Source organism: Streptomyces lunalinharesii, assembly GCF_039532155.1.
Classification (GTDB): Bacteria; Actinomycetota; Actinomycetes; order Streptomycetales; family Streptomycetaceae; genus Streptomyces; species Streptomyces lunalinharesii.
Genome location: NZ_BAAARK010000003.1, coordinates 383,259 through 402,242, shown reverse-complemented (window position 1 = coordinate 402,242; position 18,984 = coordinate 383,259). Strand labels below are relative to the sequence as shown.

17 protein-coding genes are annotated in these 18,984 nt (G+C 72.4%); 3 read left to right on the top strand and 14 right to left on the bottom strand.

Annotated features, from left to right (window positions below; genetic code table 11):
• Positions 1-31: 31 nt before the first annotated feature.
• From truB to rimP, 7 genes are all read right to left on the bottom strand, one after another.
• The gene (gene truB, locus ABD385_RS07735; protein WP_344574252.1) at positions 32-958 is read right to left on the bottom strand and encodes a tRNA pseudouridine(55) synthase TruB; all 927 of its coding nucleotides are present in this window, start codon (positions 956-958) and stop codon (positions 32-34) included.
• Positions 955-1,410 (bottom strand): 30S ribosome-binding factor RbfA, encoded by a 456-nt coding sequence (gene rbfA, locus ABD385_RS07730; protein WP_275462707.1) that lies wholly within the window; start codon positions 1,408-1,410, stop codon positions 955-957. Before rbfA ends, truB begins: the two co-directional genes overlap by 4 nt.
• Before the next feature lie 67 nt (positions 1,411-1,477).
• A complete protein-coding gene (locus ABD385_RS07725; protein ID WP_344574250.1) occupies positions 1,478-1,771 on the bottom strand; it encodes a DUF503 domain-containing protein in 294 nt (97 codons plus the stop codon).
• 192 nt (positions 1,772-1,963) lie between these two features.
• A complete protein-coding gene (gene infB, locus ABD385_RS07720) occupies positions 1,964-5,065 on the bottom strand; it encodes a translation initiation factor IF-2 (RefSeq protein ID WP_344574249.1) in 3,102 nt (1,033 codons plus the stop codon).
• A 178-nt stretch (positions 5,066-5,243) separates the two neighbouring features.
• Positions 5,244-5,522, bottom strand: a complete 279-nt coding sequence (locus ABD385_RS07715) for a YlxR family protein (RefSeq protein WP_275462709.1) — start codon at positions 5,520-5,522, stop codon at positions 5,244-5,246.
• Positions 5,523-5,648: 126 nt separating this feature from the next.
• On the bottom strand, positions 5,649-6,641 hold the full coding sequence (gene nusA / locus ABD385_RS07710; protein WP_344574246.1) for a transcription termination factor NusA: 993 nt from the start codon (positions 6,639-6,641) through the stop codon (positions 5,649-5,651).
• Positions 6,642-6,643: 2 nt separating this feature from the next.
• The gene (gene rimP / locus ABD385_RS07705; protein WP_344574245.1) at positions 6,644-7,222 is read right to left on the bottom strand and encodes a ribosome maturation factor RimP; all 579 of its coding nucleotides are present in this window, start codon (positions 7,220-7,222) and stop codon (positions 6,644-6,646) included.
• A 160-nt stretch (positions 7,223-7,382) separates the two neighbouring features.
• On the opposite strand from rimP, the gene ABD385_RS07700 reads away from it, so the two are divergent.
• The 3 genes from ABD385_RS07700 (at position 7,383) to ABD385_RS07690 (ending at position 9,461) form a co-directional block, all read left to right on the top strand.
• On the top strand, positions 7,383-7,898 hold the full coding sequence (locus tag ABD385_RS07700; RefSeq protein WP_344574306.1) for a hypothetical protein: 516 nt from the start codon (positions 7,383-7,385) through the stop codon (positions 7,896-7,898).
• A gap of 100 nt (positions 7,899-7,998) precedes the next feature.
• Complete coding sequence (locus ABD385_RS07695) at positions 7,999-8,502, top strand: ferritin-like domain-containing protein (protein WP_344574244.1); 504 nt, start codon at positions 7,999-8,001, stop codon at positions 8,500-8,502.
• Between the two features lie 50 nt (positions 8,503-8,552).
• Positions 8,553-9,461, top strand: coding sequence for an aminoglycoside phosphotransferase family protein (locus tag ABD385_RS07690; RefSeq protein WP_344574243.1), 909 nt, complete (start codon positions 8,553-8,555; stop codon positions 9,459-9,461).
• A gap of 66 nt (positions 9,462-9,527) precedes the next feature.
• On the opposite strand, the gene ABD385_RS07685 is transcribed toward ABD385_RS07690, so the two are convergent.
• The 7 genes from ABD385_RS07685 to ABD385_RS07655 all read right to left on the bottom strand — a co-directional run bounded on the left by ABD385_RS07685 (position 9,528) and on the right by ABD385_RS07655 (position 18,899).
• The gene (locus ABD385_RS07685) at positions 9,528-11,231 is read right to left on the bottom strand and encodes a proline--tRNA ligase (protein ID WP_344574241.1); all 1,704 of its coding nucleotides are present in this window, start codon (positions 11,229-11,231) and stop codon (positions 9,528-9,530) included.
• 122 nt (positions 11,232-11,353) lie between these two features.
• On the bottom strand, positions 11,354-11,890 hold the full coding sequence (locus ABD385_RS07680) for a GNAT family N-acetyltransferase (protein ID WP_344574239.1): 537 nt from the start codon (positions 11,888-11,890) through the stop codon (positions 11,354-11,356).
• 24 nt (positions 11,891-11,914) lie between these two features.
• Entirely contained in the window at positions 11,915-12,760 is an 846-nt protein-coding gene (locus ABD385_RS07675) for a GNAT family N-acetyltransferase (RefSeq protein ID WP_344574238.1), read from the bottom strand.
• 180 nt (positions 12,761-12,940) lie between these two features.
• Complete coding sequence (gene ispG / locus ABD385_RS07670; RefSeq protein ID WP_016570719.1) at positions 12,941-14,098, bottom strand: flavodoxin-dependent (E)-4-hydroxy-3-methylbut-2-enyl-diphosphate synthase; 1,158 nt, start codon at positions 14,096-14,098, stop codon at positions 12,941-12,943.
• A 167-nt stretch (positions 14,099-14,265) separates the two neighbouring features.
• The gene (locus ABD385_RS07665) at positions 14,266-15,567 is read right to left on the bottom strand and encodes a M50 family metallopeptidase (protein ID WP_344574237.1); all 1,302 of its coding nucleotides are present in this window, start codon (positions 15,565-15,567) and stop codon (positions 14,266-14,268) included.
• Positions 15,564-16,880 carry a 1-deoxy-D-xylulose-5-phosphate reductoisomerase gene (gene dxr / locus ABD385_RS07660; protein ID WP_344574236.1) on the bottom strand — a complete coding sequence of 439 codons (1,317 nt, stop codon included), beginning with the start codon at positions 16,878-16,880 and terminating at the stop codon, positions 15,564-15,566. The genes ABD385_RS07665 and dxr overlap by 4 nt, the downstream gene beginning before the upstream one ends.
• A gap of 99 nt (positions 16,881-16,979) precedes the next feature.
• Positions 16,980-18,899 (bottom strand): acyl-CoA dehydrogenase family protein, encoded by a 1,920-nt coding sequence (locus ABD385_RS07655; protein ID WP_344574235.1) that lies wholly within the window; start codon positions 18,897-18,899, stop codon positions 16,980-16,982.
• Positions 18,900-18,984 lie beyond the last annotated feature (85 nt).

Genomic DNA, 18,984 nt, shown 5'->3' with positions numbered 1-18,984 from the left:
GTTCCACCACCTCCCCCTCGGCTGCCGTTCGCTAGGCGAAGACCGCCAGGCTCTTGGCCCGCCCGCCCTGGTTCTCCACCAGCGCGAGGAACGTGCCGTCCGGTCCGAAGGCCGCCACCGTGCCGCCGCCCTCGAAGAGCGGCATCGGCACCCGCGCGCCGTTGAGCAGCAACCGGGCCTGTGCCTCGGTGACGTCCCAGCGGGTGAACGCGGCGGCCGCGGCGTCCCCGAGCGGCATGACCGGCAGGCCGCCGCCCTCGGGGTCGTCCACCGCCGCCTGGAGCTGCTCCAGTGTCCGCGCCCGGTCGAGCTTGTACGGTCCGACCCGGGTGCGCCGCAGCGCGGTCAGGTGGCCGCCCACGCCGAGCCCGGCGCCCAGGTCACGGGCGAGGGCGCGGATGTAGGTGCCGGAGGAGCAGACCACGGAGACCAGCACGTCGGTCACCGGGGTGCCGTCGGCGGCCTCGGTCTCGTGCGCGGAGTGCACGACGAACGAGGAGACGGTCACCGGCCGGGCCGGGATCTCCACGTCCTCGCCGTCCCGGATCCGCTTGTAGGAGCGCTTGCCGTCGATCTTGATCGCGCTGACCTTGGACGGGACCTGCATGATCGCGCCGGACAGCTCGGCGACGCCGGCGTCGATGTCCTCGCGGGCGATGCCGTGCGCCGCCTTCGCCGCCAGGACCTCGCCCTCGGCGTCGTCGGTGAGCGTGCTCTGCCCGAGCCGCACCGTGCCGACGTACTCCTTCTCCGTCAGCGCGAGGTGCCCGAGCAGCTTGGTGGCCCGCTCCAGGCCGAGGACCAGGACACCGGTCGCCATCGGGTCGAGGGTGCCGGCGTGCCCGACCCGGCGGGTGCGGGCCATCCCGCGCATCTTCGCCACCACGTCGTGCGACGTGAAACCGGACGGCTTGTCGACGATGACCAGGCCGCCCGGCGTGTTGCTCTGCCGCTTCATTCTGCCGCTGCGTCCTCGTCGTCCTCGTCGGCGCCCGGCTTGCGGTACGGGTCCGCTTCACCGGCGTACTTGGCGCCCGAGGACGCCTCGCGCACCTGGGCGTCCGAGGCCCGGGCCCGGTCGAGCAGGTCCTCGATCGTCTGGGCGTTCTCCGGCAGGGCGTCCGCGACGAACGTCAGCGTCGGCGTGAACTTGGTCCCGGCCGCCGCACCCACCGCGGAGCGGAGCACGCCCTTGGCGCTCTCCAGTCCGGCGGCGGCGCTCGCCCGGTCCTCGTCGTCGCCGTACACCGTGTAGAAGACCGTCGCCTCCCGCAGGTCGCCGGTGACCCGGGTGTCGGTGATGGTCACGTGCGTGCCGAGCCGCGGATCCTTGACGCCGCGCTGCAACTTCTGGGCGACCACCTCCCGGATGAGGTCCGCCAGCTTCTTCGCCCGCGCATTGTCGGCCACTGGTCCGTCTCCTTCTTGTCTTTCACGATTGTGCTTCCACCGGCGACGACCCGCCCGGTCTCGCGGGTCACTCGTCGTCGCCGTGCAGCCGTCGGCGTACCGACAGCAGCTCCACTTCGGGCCGTGCGGCGACCAGGCGCTCGCAGCGGTCCATGACATCCGTCAGGTGTCCGACGTCCCCGGACACCACCGCCAGCCCGATGCGGGCCCTGCGATGGAGGTCCTGGTCTCCCACCTCCGCGACGCTCACCGCGTACTTGCGGTGCAGCTCGGCGACGATCGGGCGGACGACGGAGCGCTTCTCCTTCAGCGACCGTACGTCGCCGAGAAGCAGGTCGAAGGACAACGTCCCTACGTACATGCAAGACGGGTCAAGCCACCCGCGGGGCCTTCGGGGTGCCTCCCGGCGTCGGCCGGGGGCGTGCGTGTCATTTCGAACCGTACACGGAACGAGCGGGGCCGATCGACGGAGATTCCCGCCGACCGGCCCCGGCCCGCCCGCCGCCCGGCCACCGTTGCCGGTGGACCGCACGCCGGGCGGACTACTGCAAGATCAGCCGCGCGGCTTCTCCCGCATCTCGTACGTCGCAATGACGTCGTCGACCTTGATGTCGTTGAAGTTGCCGAGGTTGATACCGCCCTCGAAGCCTTCGCGGATCTCGGTGACGTCGTCCTTGAAGCGGCGCAGACCGTCGATGTTGAGGTTCTCCGCGACCACCTTGCCGTCGCGGATGAGGCGCGCCTTGGTGTTCCGCTTGACCTCGCCGGAGCGGATGAGCACACCGGCGATGTTGCCCAGCTTGGACGACTTGAAGACCTCGCGGATCTCCGCCGTACCGAGCTCGACCTCCTCGTACTCCGGCTTGAGCATGCCCTTGAGGGCCGCCTCGATCTCCTCGATCGCCTGGTAGATGACCGAGTAGTACCGGACGTCGACGCCCTCGCGCTCGGCCATCTGCGTGGCGCGGCCCTCGGCCCGCACGTTGAAGCCGATGACGATCGCGTCGGAGCCGGACGCCAGGTTGATGTCGGACTCCGTGACCGCACCGACGCCGCGGTGCAGCACCCGGATGTCGACCTCTTCGCCGACGTCGAGCTGGAGCAGCGAGGACTCCAGGGCCTCGACCGAACCGGACGCGTCGCCCTTGATGATGAGGTTGAGCTGCTGGACCTCGCCCGCCTTGAGCACCTTGTCGAGGTCCTCGAGGGACACCCGGCGGGTGCGCTTGGCGAACGCGGCGTTGCGCTCGCGCGCCGCGCGCTTCTCGGCGATCTGGCGGGCCGTGCGGTCCTCGTCGACAACCAGGAAGTTGTCGCCGGCGCCCGGGACGTTGGTCAGACCCAGGACCAGGACGGGGGTCGACGGACCCGCTTCCTCGACGTGGTTGCCCTTGTCGTCGAGCATCGCCCGGACGCGACCGTAGGCGTCGCCCACGACCATCGTCTCGCCGACGCGGAGGGTACCGCGCTGGACCAGGACCGTCGCCACGGCGCCACGGCCGCGGTCGAGGTGGGCCTCGATCGCGATGCCCTGGGCGTCCTGGTCGGGGTTGGCCCGCAGGTCGAGGGCGGCGTCCGCGGTGAGGACGACGGCCTCGAGCAGCTGCTCGATGTTGGTCCCCTGACGGGCGGAGATGTCGACGAACATGGTGTCGCCGCCGTACTCCTCGGCCACCAGACCGAACTCGGTCAGCTGACCGCGCACCTTGGTCGGGTCGGCACCCTCGACGTCGATCTTGTTGACCGCGACCACGATCGGCACGTCGGCCGCCTTGGCGTGGTTCAGGGCCTCGATCGTCTGCGGCATGACACCGTCGTTGGCCGCCACCACGAGGATCGCGATGTCGGTCGACTTCGCACCGCGGGCACGCATGGCGGTGAACGCCTCGTGACCCGGGGTGTCGATGAAGGTGATGCGACGCTCTTCTTCGTTGACCTCGGTCGTGACCTGGTAGGCACCGATGTGCTGGGTGATGCCACCGGCCTCGCCCGCGACCACGTTCGTCTTGCGGATCGCGTCCAGCAGGCGGGTCTTACCGTGGTCGACGTGACCCATGACGGTCACCACCGGCGGACGGGCCGCCAGCATCTCCTCGCCGCCCTCGTTCTCGCCGAACTCGATGTCGAAGGACTCGAGAAGCTCGCGGTCCTCCTCCTCCGGGCTGACGATCTCGATGTTGTAGTTCATCTCGCCGGCGAGCAGCTGCAGCGTCTCGTCGGAGACCGACTGGGTCGCGGTGACCATCTCGCCCAGGTTCAGCATGACCTGGACCAGCGACGCCGGGTTGGCGTTGATCTTCTCCGCGAAGTCGGTCAGCGAGGCACCGCGCGAGAGGCGAACGGTCTGGCCGTTGCCGCGCGGCAGCATGATGCCGCCCACGGACGGGGCCTGCATCGCCTCGTACTCCTGACGGCGCTGCCGCTTCGACTTGCGACCACGACGCGCCGGACCGCCGGGACGGCCGAACGCACCCTGCGTGCCACCACGGCCGCCGGGACCACCCGGACGACCGGCGAAGCCGGGACGACCGCCGAAGCCGCCGCCACCACCGGGACCGCCGCCACCGGGACGACCGGCGAAACCGCCGCCGCCACCCGGACGACCGCCACCGCCGCCACCACCGGGACGACCGGCGAAGCCGCCACCGCCACCGGGACGACCGCCACCGCCGCCGCCACCGGGACGACCAGCGCCGCCCGGACGACCGCCGCCACCGCCGGGACCCGGACGCGGGCCGGCAGCCGGACGCTGCGGCATCATGCCCGGGTTCGGACGGTTACCGCCGCCGGGACGCGGGGCGCCACCGGGCGCCGCACCCTGCGGACGGGGCATGCCACCGGGGGTCGGACGCGCGCCGCCCTGGCCCTGCGGACGGGGACCACCCTGGCCGCCGCCCTGCGGGCGCGGACCGGGCTGGCCGGGACGCGGGGCGCCACCGGGCCGCGGGGCCTGCGGACGGGCCATGCCCGTGGAGCCACCGGAGGTGAAGGGGTTGTTGCCCGGACGGGGACCGCTCGGACGGGCACCACCGGGACGCGGGGCGCGCTCGCCACCGGGACGCGGGGCGTTGCCACGACCCTGGCCCTGGCCCTGACCCTGGCCGCCTGCCGGGCGGCCGCCCGGACGCGGGCCGGGGGTGGCACCGGGACGGGGCCCCGACTGCGCGGCGGGAGCCGGCGCGGACGGCGGGGCCTGGAACTCCGGCTGCGCGGGCGCGGCCGGGGCGGACTTGGGCGCCGCGGGGCGGGCCGGAGCCGGCCGCGGACCCGGAGTGGGCCCGGCAGCAGGCTTGGAGGCGGCGGGCTCCGCGGGGGCAACGGGTGCCTCCGGGGCAACGGGTGCCTCCGGGGCGGCCGGAGCCGCGGGGCCCGGCTTGGGGGCGCCCGGCTTCGGGGCAGCCGGACGCGCCGCCTGCGCCGGAGTGGGCGCGGACGGCTTCGCGGGGGCCGACTTGCGCGGCGCCGCGGGCTTGCCGGCGGAACGGCCGCCGCCGCTGCCCGCCTGGAAAGCGTCGGTCAACTTGCGAACAACCGGCGCCTCGATCGTCGAGGACGCCGAACGGACGAATTCACCAAGTTCTTGGAGCTTGGCCATGACGACCTTGCTCTCAACACCGAACTCCTTGGCGAGTTCGTATACCCGGACCTTAGCCACTTCGCTCCTTCTAGGTCCGGGTGTCCACCGGACCGTCGCTACTTCATGGGCGTACTCATCGCGTACTCATCGAGTGCTCATCGCAATCTCGACCTACTTCCGACTCGCGAGGTACCTGACCGCACGGTTTTCCGTGCGCTGTGCGTGTCTTGCTGTGCGTTATTGCCATGGCGGCTGCTCAACCCGCGCCCCCTTCGATGAACCGGCGCAAATCCGCCGTGTCGAACGGGCCGCGACCCCGGTAGGCCCGGGGAAACGCCCGGCGGCGAACCGCCAGGTCGAGGCAGACCAGTGTCCGGTGCACGTAAGCACCCCGGCCGGGCAGCGTACCGCGAGGATCGGGGACACACTCACCCTCGATCGCCACGATGCGCAGCAAATCGCCCTTGGCCGCTCGCTCCCGGCACCCCAGACAAGTGCGCTCAGGGCATGCGCGGGCATGCGTCCGGCCAGACACCGCTTAAGTCTACCTCCCTACGGCCGGTCCACCCCGATGGGGTAAAGCCGATCCGTTGCTCAGAATTCCCCGCCCGGCGCCGCGGCACCACTTCTTTTCGGGCGCCGCGGCTCCGCCCGTCCCGGCTCAGCCCTGCGCCGGGACCTGCTCGGTGTCGGGACGGATGTCGATCCGCCAGCCGGTCAGCCGCGCCGCGAGCCGGGCGTTCTGGCCTTCCTTGCCGATGGCCAGCGACAACTGGTAGTCCGGCACGGTCACCCGGGCCGAGCGCGCCGACAGGTCCACGACCTCGACCTTGTTGACCCGGGCCGGGGACAGCGCGTTCGCCACCAGCTCGGCCGGGTCGTCCGACCAGTCCACGATGTCGATCTTCTCGCCGTTGAGTTCGGCCATCACGGCCCGCACCCGGCCGCCCATCGGGCCGATGCACGCGCCCTTGGCGTTCAGGCCGGAACGCATCGACCGCACCGCGATCTTCGTCCGGTGGCCGGCCTCACGCGCGATGGCGGCGATCTCCACCGACCCGTCGGCGATCTCCGGCACCTCCATGGCGAACAGCTTCTTCACCAGATTGGGGTGGGTGCGCGAGAGGGTGACCGAGGGCCCCCGGACGCCCTTGACGACGCGGACGACGTACGACCGCAGCCGCGTGCCGTGCGTGTACTCCTCGCCCGGGACCTGCTCCTGCACCGGCAGGATGGCCTCCAGCCGACCGATGTCGACCAGGACGTTCTTGGGGTCCTTGCCCTGCTGGACGACGCCGGTGACCACGTCGCCCTCGCGTCCGGCGTACTCGCCGAACGTGATCTCCTCCTCGGCGTCCCGCAGCCGCTGCAGGATGACCTGCTTGGCGGTGGTCGCCGCGATCCGCCCGAAGCCGGACGGGGTGTCGTCGAACTCGCGCGGCTCGGCACCCTCCTCCAGGTCGTCCGGGTCCTCCTTCGCCCACACCGTCACGTGGCCGGTGCTGCGGTCCAGCTCCACCCGCGCGCGGCGGCGGCTGCCCTCGGTGCGGTGGTACGCGATGAGGAGGGCCGACTCGATCGCCTCGACCAGCAGGTCGAACGAGATCTCCTTCTCCCGCACCAGACCCCGCAGGGCGCTCATGTCGATGTCCACGGCTACGCCTCCTCCTTGTTCTCGTCGTGCGCGTCGTGCGCGTCGTGCTCGTCGGTTTCGTCGTGCTCGGTGCTCTTCGCGTCCTGCGGCGCTGTGGCGCGGGACGGCTTGGGGTTGAACTCCAGCTCGACCCGCGCCTTGGCGATCTCGTCGAACGCGACCCGGCGGGCGGTCGGCTTGCGGCCCTTGACGCCCGGGACCTCCAGGTCCAGTCCGGCGTCGTCGGCGGCGACGATCCGCGCCACCACCTCGTCGCCCTCGTGCAGGCGGGCCTTGATCAGGCGGCCGACGGCGCGGCGGTAGTGCCGCAGCTCGGTCAGCGGCCGGTCGGCGCCCGGCGAGGTCACCTCAAGGGTGTACGGGGCGCCGCCCATCGCGTCGGTGTCGTCCAGCACCTGGGACGCCTCACGGCTCAGTTCGGCACACTCGTCCAGCTGGACGCCCGCGTCGGAGTCGACCACGATCCTCAGCACCCGGCTCTTGCCGGCCGGGGTCACCTCGATCTCTTCCAGATCCAGGTCTCGTGCGGCGACGAGCGGTTCAAGCAGCCCGCGCAGCCTCTCGCTCTGGGTGGTGCTCATCCGGGTGACTCCTCGGCCGCGTGTGCTGTTGTGGGTAGGTCGCGTGTCGGGTCAAAGCCTATCGGTTCCGGCGGGGTACTGACGATTCGGTGGGTCGTCACGGATACGCTCGCCTGCGGTGATCACTACGGAAGACCCCGGGAAGTGCAACGTGCCGAAACTGGCGCTCACGCGCAGAACGACCCTGTTGGCCGGCGCCGCCCTGGGAGGTGCGGCACTGCTCACCGGGTGCGCCGACGACGCCCGTCCGGCCCCCGAGGCGGCCGAGCTCTCGGCGGCCGCGGAACGGTTGCGGAAGAACGCCGCCCGGGACAGCGTGGCGCTGCTCGCGCGGTACGACGCGACGCTCACCGCGCACCCGACGCTGGGAGCGGCGCTGCGCCCGCTGCGGGCCGAAGTCGCCCGGCACGCCCAGGCGTTCACCTCCGACGCCCCGTCCACCGCGCCCTCCGCACCCGCCTCCGCGCCACCGGCCGGCGCGGCGCGCAGGTCCGGCGCACCCGACGTGCCGACCGACGAGCGGGCCGCCCGTACGGCGCTCGCCGACGCGGAGCGCGCCCTCGCGGACGCCCGGACGAAGGCGCTGGTGTCCGCGCCGGCCGAACTGGCCCGGCTGCTCGCCTCGGTCGCGGCGGCCGGCGCGGCCCATGCGTACCTCCTGACGGAGGCCGGGTGACGGGGACTCCCCCGCGCCCGTGCCCCGCGGCGGGCACGGCGACGACCTACGGCGCGCGGCCCTCGCCGGGGCGCCCCAGCAGAAGGAGAAGGAACGGGGTATGACGACGACGGGCGCACCGCGCGAGGAGGCTCGCGACCGCGACGCGTTGACCGCGACGCAGGCCGCGCTGGCCGCCGAGCACGCCGCGGTGTACGGGTACGGCGTGGTCGGCGGGCGGATCGGCGCCGGCCGGCGCACGGAGGCCCGGAGCGCATACGACGCGCACCGGGCGCGGCGGGACGCGCTGGACCGTGCCGTGCGGGACCTCGGCGGCAGGCCGCAGGCCGCGGCCGCCGCCTACGCACTGCCGTTCCCGGTGCCGGACGCGGCCGCCGCGGCGCGGCTGGCGGCGGAGTTGGAGGACCGGGTGGCGGCTGTCTACGCGGATCTGGTCCGGGCCACCGGCGGTGCGCACCGTACGGAGGCGGCGGCCGCGCTGCGCGAGGCGGCAGTGCGGGCGGTGCGCTGGCGAGGGAGCGGCGTAGCCTTCCCTGGGCTCGTGGAGCGGGCCGCGGCACCCGCCCCGTCGGGTACCGCGGGCGCCGATTCCGACGCGCTCTGAACGACCGGCCGGCACGACGGCCACTCCCCCACGAAAAGGACAGCTCCAGCATGGCAACGGGACCCATCCAACCGCCGCAACGATTGGTGAACGCGCTCGGCGGCGATCCGGAGGGCCCCGCACGGGACTGGCTGGCGGCGCTGCCGGAGCTGGTCCAACAGCGCCTGGAAGCCTGGGAGTTGACGCTGGAGCGGGTGCACGCTCCGGGCGGCCGCAGCAGCCTCGTGGCGTTCGTGCGGCAGCAGGACGGGACGCCGGCGGCGCTGAAGTTCCCGGTGCCGGGCCGGGCCGCCGTACAGGAGGCAGCGGCGCTGCGCGTCTGGGACGGCTGGGGTGCGGTGCGGCTGCTGCGGGCCGACGAGGCGGGCGGTGCGCTGCTGCTGGAGCGGTTGCAGGGGTCGGTGTCGCTGCGGTCGCTGCCGGAGGCCAAGGCCCTGTTGGAGGCGGCCGGCACGGTGCGCCGGCTGTGGGTGGCGCCGCCGGCGGAGCATCCGTTCGCGACGGTGGCGGAGCGGACCGCGGCGGACGCGCCGGGGCTGCGGGCGGCCGGGGAGCCGGTGGGTGCCGGGCCGCTGGTCGACGAGGCGCTGGAGTTGGGCGGGTCGCTACCGGCCGGCGCGGCCGAGGAGTTCGTGCTGCACGGCGCGTTCCGGCAGGGGAAGGTGCTGGCCGGGGAGCGGGTGCCGTGGCTGACGGTGGGCCCGTCGCCGCTGGTCGGCGAGCGGGCCTACGACCTGGCGCGGCTGGTGCTGGACCGGTTCGAGGACCTGCTGGCCGGCTCGGGCGCGGCCGCGGCGGCCCGGCGGCGGGTGGCGAAGCTGGCCGACTCGCTGGACGTGGACCGCGAGCGGCTGCGCGGCTGGACGCTGTACCGGGCGGTGCGCGCGGGACTGCGGGAGTCGGCGGCGGGCGACCGGCGGCGCGGCGAGTCGCTGTTGGAGTTCGCGACCTACGTGTAGCGGGTCGGGTGGTGCGGCGACGGGCCGGCGGGGCGGGTGCCCCGGCCGGCCCGTCGCCGTGTGCGCTCAGGCGCCGAGGCGGGCGACGGCCTCCTCGACCGTCAGCTCTTCGCGCTCGCCGGTGCGGCGGTCCTTGACCTCGACGACGCCCTCGCCGGCGCGGCGGCCGGCGACGACGATGGTCGGCACGCCGATCAGCTCCGCGTCGGTGAACTTCACGCCGGGCGAGACGCCGGGCCGGTCGTCGACCAGGACCCGCAGGCCGGCGGCGGCGAGCTGGTCGCTGACCTCCAGGGCGAGTTCGGTCTGCTTGGCCTTGCCGGCCGCGACGACGTGGACGTCGGCCGGGGCGACCTCGTCCGGCCAGCACAGGCCCTTGTCGTCGGCGTGCTGCTCGGCCAGCGCGGCGACGGCGCGCGAGACGCCGATGCCGTACGAGCCCATGGTGACGCGGACCGGCTTGCCGTTCTGGCCGAGCACGTCGAGGTGGAGGGCGTCGGCGTACTTGCGGCCCAGCTGGAAGATGTGGCCGATCTCGATGGCACGGTCCAGCTTGAGGCCGGTGCCGCAGTTGGGGCAGGGGTCGCCCTCCTGCACCACGACGACGTCGACGTAGGCGTCGACCTCGAAGTCGCGGCCGGCGACGACGTTCTTGGCGTGCACGCCTTCCTTGTTGGCGCCGGTGATCCAGGAGGTGCCGGGGGCGACGCGGGGGTCGGCGAGGTAGGTGACCTTCTCCAGGCCCTGCGGGCCGACGTAGCCGCGCACGAGGTCGTCGCGGCCGACGAAGTCCTCGGCGGTGACCAGTTCGACGGCGGCCGGGGCGAAGTGCGCCTCGACCTTGGCCAGGTCGACCTCGCGGTCGCCGGGCACGCCCACGGCCACGATCTCGCCGTCCACCTTGACCAGGAGGTTCTTGAGGGTGGCGGAGGCCGGCACGTCGAGGTGCGCGGCGAGCGTCTCGATGGTCGGGGTGTCCGGGGTGGGGACCTCTTCCAGCGCGGGCACGTCGGCGGCGTCCACCGGCGTCAGGGCGTAGGTGATCGCCTCGGTGTTGGCCGCGTAGTCGCACTGGGGGCAGTCGGCGAAGGTGTCCTCGCCGGCCGCGGCCGGGGCGAGGAACTCCTCGGACTTGGAGCCGCCCATGGCGCCGGCGGTGGCGGCGCAGATGCGGTAGTCGAGGCCCAGGCGCTCGAAGATCCGCTGGTAGGCGGCGCGGTGCAGCGCGTAGGACTCGGCCAGGCCCTCGTCGGCGGTGTCGAAGGAGTACGAGTCCTTCATCTGGAACTCGCGGCCGCGCAGGATGCCGGCGCGCGGGCGGGCCTCGTCGCGGTACTTGGTCTGGATCTGGTAGAGGATCACCGGCAGGTCCTTGTAGGACGTGCACTGGTCCTTGACCAGCTGGGTGAAGATCTCCTCGTGGGTGGGGCCGAGGAGGTAGTCGCCGCCCCTGCGGTCCTTGAGGCGGAACAGCTCGGCGCCGTACTCCTCCCAGCGGCCGGTCGCCTCGAAGGGCTCCTTCGGCAGGAGGGCGGGCAGCAGGACCTCCTGGCCGCCGATGGCGTCCATCTCCTCGCGCACGACCCGCTCGACGTTGGCGAGGACCTTCTTGCCGAGCGGCAGCCAGGACCAGACACCGGCGGCGGTGCGCCGCACGAAACCGGCGCGCACCAGGAGCTTGTGGCTGAGCACCTCGGCGTCGGCCGGGTCGTCGCGCAGTGTCTTGAACATCAACCGGGACATGCGCTGGACCTGTGCGGCGTTGGCCATGGGAGTTTCTCCTGCGTAAGAAAGGTGACTCCCTGGAGGTTAGCCGCCGGGGCGTCCAGCACGGAAATGCGTATCCGCTGCGCGGGACCGCGGCCCACGTCGTCGGGTTTTCCGCCGTGCGGTCAGGTGCGCTTCAGCGGGAGGGGGGCGCCCATGACGGCGTAGGGGGTGGGGGCGCTGGGGAAGAGGACCCGGCGGGCGATGTCCTGGTAGCCGAGGGAGCGGTACAGGCCGCGGGCCGGGCTGTCGGTGTCGATGGCGGAGAGGATGCTGCGGGGTTCGGTGGCCCCGTCGGTGATCCGGGTGATCAGGGTGCGGCCGATGCCGTGGTTCTGGTACGCGGGGTGGACGTGCAGTTCGGTGATGACGAAGGAGTCGTCGAGCCACTTGTCCAGGCCCTGGCAGCGCAGGTACGGCTCGACGACGGTGGACCACCAGTGGGCGCGGTCGTTGGGCATGCCGTAGACGAAGCCGACGAGCCGGCCGGCGGGGGTGGTGGCGCCGAGGGCGCGGGCGCCGAGGCAGCCCAGGTGGCGCAGCACGATGTGGCGGCGGACGGCGATCTCGTCGTCGTTGAGCCCGAAGGCGAGGGCTTGGACGGCGAGCGCGTCGTCCACGCGGGCAGCGAGGTCCAAGGGGCCGACCGCGACGTCATCCATGCTCGGAGGGTACAAGGCGGCGGCTCAGAAAAGTACGCTCATGAACGCGCCGACTTCCGCGAAGCCCACCCGGCGGTAGGCGGCGCGGGCGGCGGCGTTGTAGTCGTTGACGTAGAGGCTGACGGCCGGGGCGACGTCGTTCAGGGCGTAGCGCAGGACGGCGGCCATGCCGGTCTCGGAGAACCCCTTGCCGCGGTGCGCGGGGTCGACCCAGACCCCCTGGATCTGGCAGGCCAGCGGGGTGGCGGCGCCGATCTCGGCCTTGAAGAGCACCGTGCCGTCCTCGATGCGGGCGAACGAGCGGCCGGCGCCGACGAGTTCGGCGACCCGCGCCTGGTAGAGCAGTCCGCCGTCGCCGGCGAGCGGCGAGATGCCGACCTCCTCGGTGAACATGGCCACGCACGCGGGCATGATCAGGTCGAGTTCGTCCTTGCGGATCCGCCGGACGTACGGGTCGGGGGCGACGTCGGCGGACGGGGCGCGGGTGACCATCAGCGGCTGGTTCGCTCGGATCTCGCGGGCCGGGCCCCAGTGGGGTTCCAGCAGCGACCAGAGCGCGGCGGTGGGGCCGGCGGGGCCGACGATGGAGGAGCAGCGGCGGCCCTGGCGGCGGGCGCGTTCGGCGAAGCCGCGGACGGCTTCGGGGGTGGCGCAGACGGGGACGAGGTTCGCGCCGGCGTAGCACAGGGACTCCAGCCGGCCGCCGACGTACCAGCCCCACATCTCGCCGCCGAGCCGCCAGGGGTCGAGCCCGGCCACCTGCACCCGGGCGGCGACGAAGGCGTTGGCGACCGGGTCGCGGTCCAGGACCGTGAGTGCCGCGTCGAGCTCTCCCGGTTCGAGGACCTTGATGGTGGTGGTCGTCAGCACGTGTCGGAAAGCCTCACCGTTACGGGGCCTGGGAGGCCAGGCGGAGCGGGTCCTGGCACTGTACCTCCACCGGCCGGGAACCACCCGGGCTCCTGGAACGACGGGCACGAGCCCCGCTGCCCGGGGCGGGCGGCGGGGCTCGTAAGGCGCGGGATGCGGGCGCGCGCGGTGCGGCGGCGGTCAGCCGGCGGCGGTGACGACCGGCTCGCCGGAGGCGACGCCGTCGGCCTCCATCTGGGCGGCGATCTTCAGGGCCTCTTCGATGAGGGTCTCGACGATCTTCGACTCGGGGACGGTCTTGATGACCTCGCCCTTGACGAAGATCTGGCCCTTGCCGTTGCCGGAGGCGACGCCGAGGTCGGCCTCGCGGGCCTCGCCGGGGCCGTTGACGACACAGCCCATGACGGCGACGCGGAGCGGCACCTCCATGCCCTCCAGGCCCGCGGTGACCTCGTCGGCGAGCTTGTAGACGTCGACCTGGGCGCGGCCGCAGGACGGGCAGGAGACGATCTCCAGGCGGCGGGGGCGGAGGTTCAGCGACTCCAGGATCTGGATGCCGACCTTGACCTCCTCCACCGGCGGGGCGGAGAGCGAGACCCGGATGGTGTCGCCGATGCCCTCGCTGAGCAGCGCGCCGAAGGCGACCGCGGACTTGATGGTGCCCTGGAACGCCGGGCCGGCCTCGGTGACGCCGAGGTGGAGGGGGTAGTCGCTCTGGGCGGCGAGCTGGCGGTAGGCGTTGACCATCACGACCGGGTCGTTGTGCTTGACCGAGATCTTGATGTCGCGGAAGCCGTGCTCCTCGAAGAGGGACGCCTCCCACAGGGCCGACTCGACCAGGGCCTCGGGGGTGGCCTTGCCGTACTTCTGGAGCAGGCGCCGGTCCAGCGAGCCGGCGTTGACGCCGATCCGGATGGGGGTGCCGGCGTCGGAGGCCGCCTTGGCGATCTCCTTGACCTTGTCGTCGAACTGCTTGATGTTGCCGGGGTTGACGCGGACCGCGGCGCAGCCGGCGTCGATGGCGGCGAAGACGTACTTCGGCTGGAAGTGGATGTCGGCGATCACCGGGATCTGCGACTTCCTCGCGATCACCGAGAGCGCGTCGGCGTCGTCCTGGGTGGGGCAGGCGACCCGGACGATCTGGCAGCCGGAGGCGGTCAGCTCGGCGATCTGCTGGAGCGTCGCGCCGATGTCGGAGGTCCGGGTGGTCGTCATCGACTGCACCGAAACCGGTGCGTCTCCGCCCACGGCGACCGTACCGACCTGGATCTTGCGGCTGACCCGGCGGTCGGCAAGCTTGGTCGGCACGTCCGGCATTCCCAGTGCGATGGCAGTCATCTGGCGAGCAACCCCAAGGTATGGATCGAGGCCCGGATTCGGCGGGCTTCCGGTCATCGAGCCTACGGCACCGGGGTTGCCGGAGGCACATCGAACCCTTATGCCCCACGAAAGGGGGTGGCCGGGCACGCCCATACGGTCGCGGCGGCCCGGCCGGGGTTCGCGGCCTAGGTCAGCTTCACCGGATTCACCACGTCGGCCACGAGTACCAGCAGGGTGAAGCAGACGAAGATCCCCGCGACGACGTAGGCGATCGGCATCAGCTTGGCCACGTCGAAGGGGCCCGGGTCGGGGCGCCGGACGACCCTGGCGAAGGCGCGCCGCAGCGACTCCCACAGGGCGCCGGCGATGTGACCGCCGTCCAGCGGCAGCAGCGGCAGCATGTTGAACAGGAACAGCGAGAGGTTGAAGCCGGCGACCAGGAAGAGCATGGTGGCCACCCGCTGCTCCGGCGGGATGTGCAGGGAGAAGACCTCGCCGCCGACCCGGGCCGCGCCGACCACGCCCATCGGGGAGTCCTGCTTGCGCTCGGCGCCGTTGAAGGCCGCGTTCCACAGGTCCGGGATCTTGCCGGGGAGGCTTATCAGCGACTGGGCGCCCTGCTGGACCATGGTGCCCATGCGGTCGACGGACTGGCCGAAGGACTGCTGGACGATGCCGCTGGCCGGGGTGAAGCCGAGGAAGCCGGCGCTCACGAACTGGCCGGGGACGTAGCCGCCGTGGCCGTCGGTCTTCGCGACCTTGTTCTCGATGAGGTCGGCGTGCAGCGTCTGGCGGGCGCCGTGCCGCTCGACGACGAGGGTCGCCGGGCCGGTGGTCCGGCGGATCTGGTCCTGGAGGGTGCCCCAGTCGGGGACGGCGTGGCCGTTGAAGGAGACGATCTTGTCGCCGGCGCGCAGGCCCGCGGCCTTGGCCGGGGAGTCCTTGGCGGTCTTCGGGCACTTGTCGGACTGGGCGGAGGCCGCGATGACGCAGTCCGAGACCGAGCCGACCTGCGTGGTCTGGGTGTTGATCCCGAAGCCCATCAGCACGCTCATGAAGATCACCACGGCCAGGACCAGGTTCATGAACGGGCCGGCGAACATCACGATCACGCGCTTCCAGGGCTTGCGCGTGTAGAAGAGCCGGTGCTCGTCGCCGGGCTGGAGTTCCTCGAAGGCCGCCGAGCGGGCGTCCTCGATCATGCCGCGGAACGGGGACGTGGAGCGGGCTTGGAGCTTCCCGTCGTCGCCGGGCGGGAACATGCCGATCATCCGGATGTAGCCGCCGAGCGGGACCGCCTTGATGCCGTACTCGGTGTCGCCCTTCTTGCGGGAGAAGATCGTCGGCCCGAAGCCCACCATGTACTGCGGCACACGGATGCCGAACATCTTGGCCGTGCTGAGGTGGCCGAGTTCGTGCCAGGCGATGGAGAACAGCAGGCCGACGACGAAGACGACTATGCCGAGGATGGTCATCCAGGTCGTCATGCGCGAACCTCCGAGGGGGTGCGTGCCGCCGCGGCGGCCAGTTCGCGGGCGCGGGCGCGCGCCCAGGTCTCGGCCTGCAGGACGTCCGAGACGGTCAGGGAGGTTCCGTCACCGGGCGCGCTGCCGGGGCGGGTGCCGTCCTGGCTCTGCTTCATCACCACTCCGGATGCCAGTCCTTCGTCGACCACTGCCGCGACCGTATCCACAATCCCTGTGAACGGCAGCCCGCCGGTGAGGAACGCCTCGACGCACTCCTCGTTGGCGGCGTTGAAGACGGCCGGGGCGGTACCGCCCAGTTCGCCGACCCGGCAGGCCAGCGGCACGGAGGGGAAGGCGTCCTGGTCGAGCGGGAAGAACTCCCAGGTCCGCGCGTTCTTCCAGTCGATGCCGGGCGCCGCGTCGGGGACCCGCTCGGGCCAGCCCAGGCCCATCGCGATCGGCATCCGCATGTCGGGCGGGCTGGCCTGGGCCAGCGTGGAGCCGTCGGTGAATTCCACCATCGAGTGGACGTAGGACTGCGGGTGGACGACGACCTCGATGCGGTCGAAGGGGACGTCGAAGAGCAGGTGCGCCTCGATGACCTCCAGGCCCTTGTTGACCAGGGTCGCGGAGTTGATGGTGACGACCGGGCCCATGGACCAGGTGGGGTGGGCCAGCGCCTGTTCGGGGGTGACGCCGGCGAGTTCCCGCCGGGTGCGGCCGCGGAACGGGCCGCCGGAGGCGGTGACCACCAGCTTGCGGACCTCGGCGCGGGTGCCGCCGGTCAGCGCCTGGAAGAGCGCGGAGTGCTCGGAGTCGACGGGGATGATCTGGCCGGGCCGGGCGACGGCCTTGACCAGGGGGCCGCCGACGATCAGCGACTCCTTGTTGGCCAGCGCCAGCACCCGGCCGGCCTTCAGGGCGGCGAGGGTGGGGGCCAGACCGATGGAGCCGGTGATGCCGTTGAGGACGGTGTGGCAGGGCGACGCGGCAAGCTCGGTGGCCGCCTCGGGGCCGGCGAGGATCTCCGGCAGCGGCTCCCCCGCGCCGTAGTGGGCGGTCAGCGCCTCGCGCAGCGCGGGTGCGGTTTCCTCGCGCGCCACCGCCACCGCGGCGACCCGCAGCTGGTGCGCCTGCTCGGCGAGCAGCTCGATCCGGCCGCCGGACGCGGCGAGCGCGGTGACCCGGAACCGGTCGGGGTTGCGCCGCACGATGTCGATGGCCTGGGTGCCGATCGAACCGGTCGAGCCGAGGATCACGATCTCCCGGGGGCTTGCCGGGTCGCCGGTGGCCGGCTCGAAGCGCAGGTGCGGGTGGGCGAGGGTGTCCGTCATGTGGTCCATTGTGGCCGCTCGGCGCGGTGCCCCGGCCACCGAGGGCGCCCGCACCTCGTACGGGCGACCCGCGGGCCGCCCGTACGAGGTGGCCGCGCCCTACTGGTAAGGGCGGCGGACGTTGTCCTTGGTGGTGCGGCCGGGGGTGGCGTCGGCGATCCAGGGGCCGTCCCCGCTGGGGTCGACGACGCCCTCTTCCAGCCAGGTGTAGCGGCCGCCGAGGACGCCGGAGACGACCTTGCGGTCGAGTTCGTCGGTGTTGGTCCACAGTCGGTGGAAGAGTTCCTCGACGCGGATCCGGGCCTGCCGGCAGAAGGCGTCGGCGAGTTGGTGCGCCTCCTGGCCGTGGCTGCCGGTGAGCCGCAGGTGCTCGGCCCTGACGCAGGCCGCGCTCATCGCGAACAGCTCCGCGCCGATGTCGACGATCCGGCCCAGGAAGCCCTGTTTGGTCTCCATCTTCCCCTGCCACCGGGACATCGCGTAGAACGTCGACCGGGCGAGCTTGCGCGAGGTCCGCTCGACGTACCGCAGGTGGCCCGCGAGTTCACCGAACTCCGCGTAGGTGCGCGGGAGTTGGCCAGGTCCGGCGACGAGCTTGGGCAGCCAGCGGGCGTAGAAGCCGCCGGCCTTGGCGGCGGCCTTGCCCTTGTCGGCCAGGGTCTTGTCGGGGTCGATCAGGTCGCCGGCGACGGACAGGTGGGCGTCCACCGCCTCGCGGGCGATCAGCAGGTGCATGATCTCCGTGGAGCCCTCGAAGATCCGGTTGATCCGCATGTCGCGCAGCATCTGCTCGGTGGGGACCGCGCGTTCGCCCCGGGCCGCGAGGGAGTCGGCGGTCTCGAAGCCGCGGCCGCCGCGGATCTGGACCAGTTCGTCGACCATCTGCCAGCCCATCTCGGAGCCGTAGAGCTTGGCGAGGGCGGCCTCGATGCGGATGTCGTTGCGGTTCTCGTCGGCCATCTGGGACGCGAGGTCGACGACCGCCTCCAGGGCGAAGGTGGTCGCCGCGATGAAGGAGATCTTGGCGCCGACCGCCTCGTGCTGGGCGATCGGGCGGCCCCACTGCTCCCGGGCGCCGGACCACTCGCGGGCGATCTTCAGGCACCACTTGCCGGTGCCGGCGCACATCGCGGGCAGCGAGAGCCGGCCGGTGTTGAGCGTGGTCAGGGCGATCTTCAGGCCGGCGCCCTCGGGGCCGATGCGGTGGGCGGCCGGCACCCGCACCTGGTGGAAGCGGGTGACGCCGTTCTCCAGCCCGCGCAGGCCCATGAAGGCGTTGCGGTTCTCGACGGTGATGCCGGGCGAGTCGGCCTCGACGACGAAGGCGGTGATGCCGCCCTTGTGCCCTTCCGAGGCGGGCACCCGGGCCATCACCACCAGCAGGTCGGCGACGACGCCGTTGGTGGTCCACAGCTTCACGCCGTCGAGGACGTAGTCGTCGCCGTCGGGCACCGCGGCGGTGGCCAGCCGGGCCGGGTCGGAGCCCACGTCGGGCTCGGTGAGCAGGAACGCCGAGATGTCCGTGCGGGCCAGCCGCGGCAGGAACGCCTCCTTCTGCTCCTGGGTGCCGAAGAGCTTCAACGGCTGCGGTACGCCGATCGACTGATGCGCGGAGAGCAGCGCGCCGATCGCCGGGCTGGCCGAGCCGGCCAGGGCGAGCGCGCGGTTGTAGTAGACCTGGGTGAGGCCGAGGCCGCCGTACTTGGGGTCGATCTTCATGCCCAGGGCGCCCAGTGCCTTCAGGCCCCGCACGGTCTCGTCCGGGATCCGGCCGTCCCGTTCGATCCGGGCGCCGTCGACCTGCGTCTCGCAGAACTCCCGCAGCGTGGCGAGGAACTTCTCGCCGCGCCGGACGTCGTCCACGGCCGGGGTCGGGTGCGGATGGATGAGGTCGAGCCGGAAGCGCCCCAGGAACAGCTCCTTGGCGAAGCTGGGCTTGTGCCAGTCCTGCTCACGGGCCGCCTCGGCGACCTGACGTGCTTCGCGTTCGGAAACGTTGCGGATGGACGGAGCGGTCATCGGGAACTCACCTCGCCGCGGATCGGGAGTGCTGCCGACGGACCGGTCGGCCGCCGGGCAGTGCTACTTGTGACAAGTACCCGAT

What these genes read in the sequence shown, in the direction of transcription:
- truB (WP_344574252.1), bottom strand. Translation starts at nt 958, where the DNA reads ATGAAGCGGCAGAGCAACACGCCGGGCGGCCTGGTCATCGTCGACAAG.
- ABD385_RS07725 (WP_344574250.1), bottom strand. Translation starts at nt 1,771, where the DNA reads ATGTACGTAGGGACGTTGTCCTTCGACCTGCTTCTCGGCGACGTACGG.
- rimP (WP_344574245.1), bottom strand. Translation starts at nt 7,222, where the DNA reads ATGAGCACCACCCAGAGCGAGAGGCTGCGCGGGCTGCTTGAACCGCTC.
- ABD385_RS07695 (WP_344574244.1), top strand. Translation starts at nt 7,999, where the DNA reads ATGACGACGACGGGCGCACCGCGCGAGGAGGCTCGCGACCGCGACGCG.
- ABD385_RS07690 (WP_344574243.1), top strand. Translation starts at nt 8,553, where the DNA reads ATGGCAACGGGACCCATCCAACCGCCGCAACGATTGGTGAACGCGCTC.
- ABD385_RS07685 (WP_344574241.1), bottom strand. Translation starts at nt 11,231, where the DNA reads ATGGCCAACGCCGCACAGGTCCAGCGCATGTCCCGGTTGATGTTCAAG.
- ABD385_RS07680 (WP_344574239.1), bottom strand. Translation starts at nt 11,890, where the DNA reads ATGGATGACGTCGCGGTCGGCCCCTTGGACCTCGCTGCCCGCGTGGAC.
- ispG (WP_016570719.1), bottom strand. Translation starts at nt 14,098, where the DNA reads ATGACTGCCATCGCACTGGGAATGCCGGACGTGCCGACCAAGCTTGCC.
- ABD385_RS07665 (WP_344574237.1), bottom strand. Translation starts at nt 15,567, where the DNA reads ATGACGACCTGGATGACCATCCTCGGCATAGTCGTCTTCGTCGTCGGC.
- dxr (WP_344574236.1), bottom strand. Translation starts at nt 16,880, where the DNA reads ATGACGGACACCCTCGCCCACCCGCACCTGCGCTTCGAGCCGGCCACC.
- ABD385_RS07655 (WP_344574235.1), bottom strand. Translation starts at nt 18,899, where the DNA reads ATGACCGCTCCGTCCATCCGCAACGTTTCCGAACGCGAAGCACGTCAG.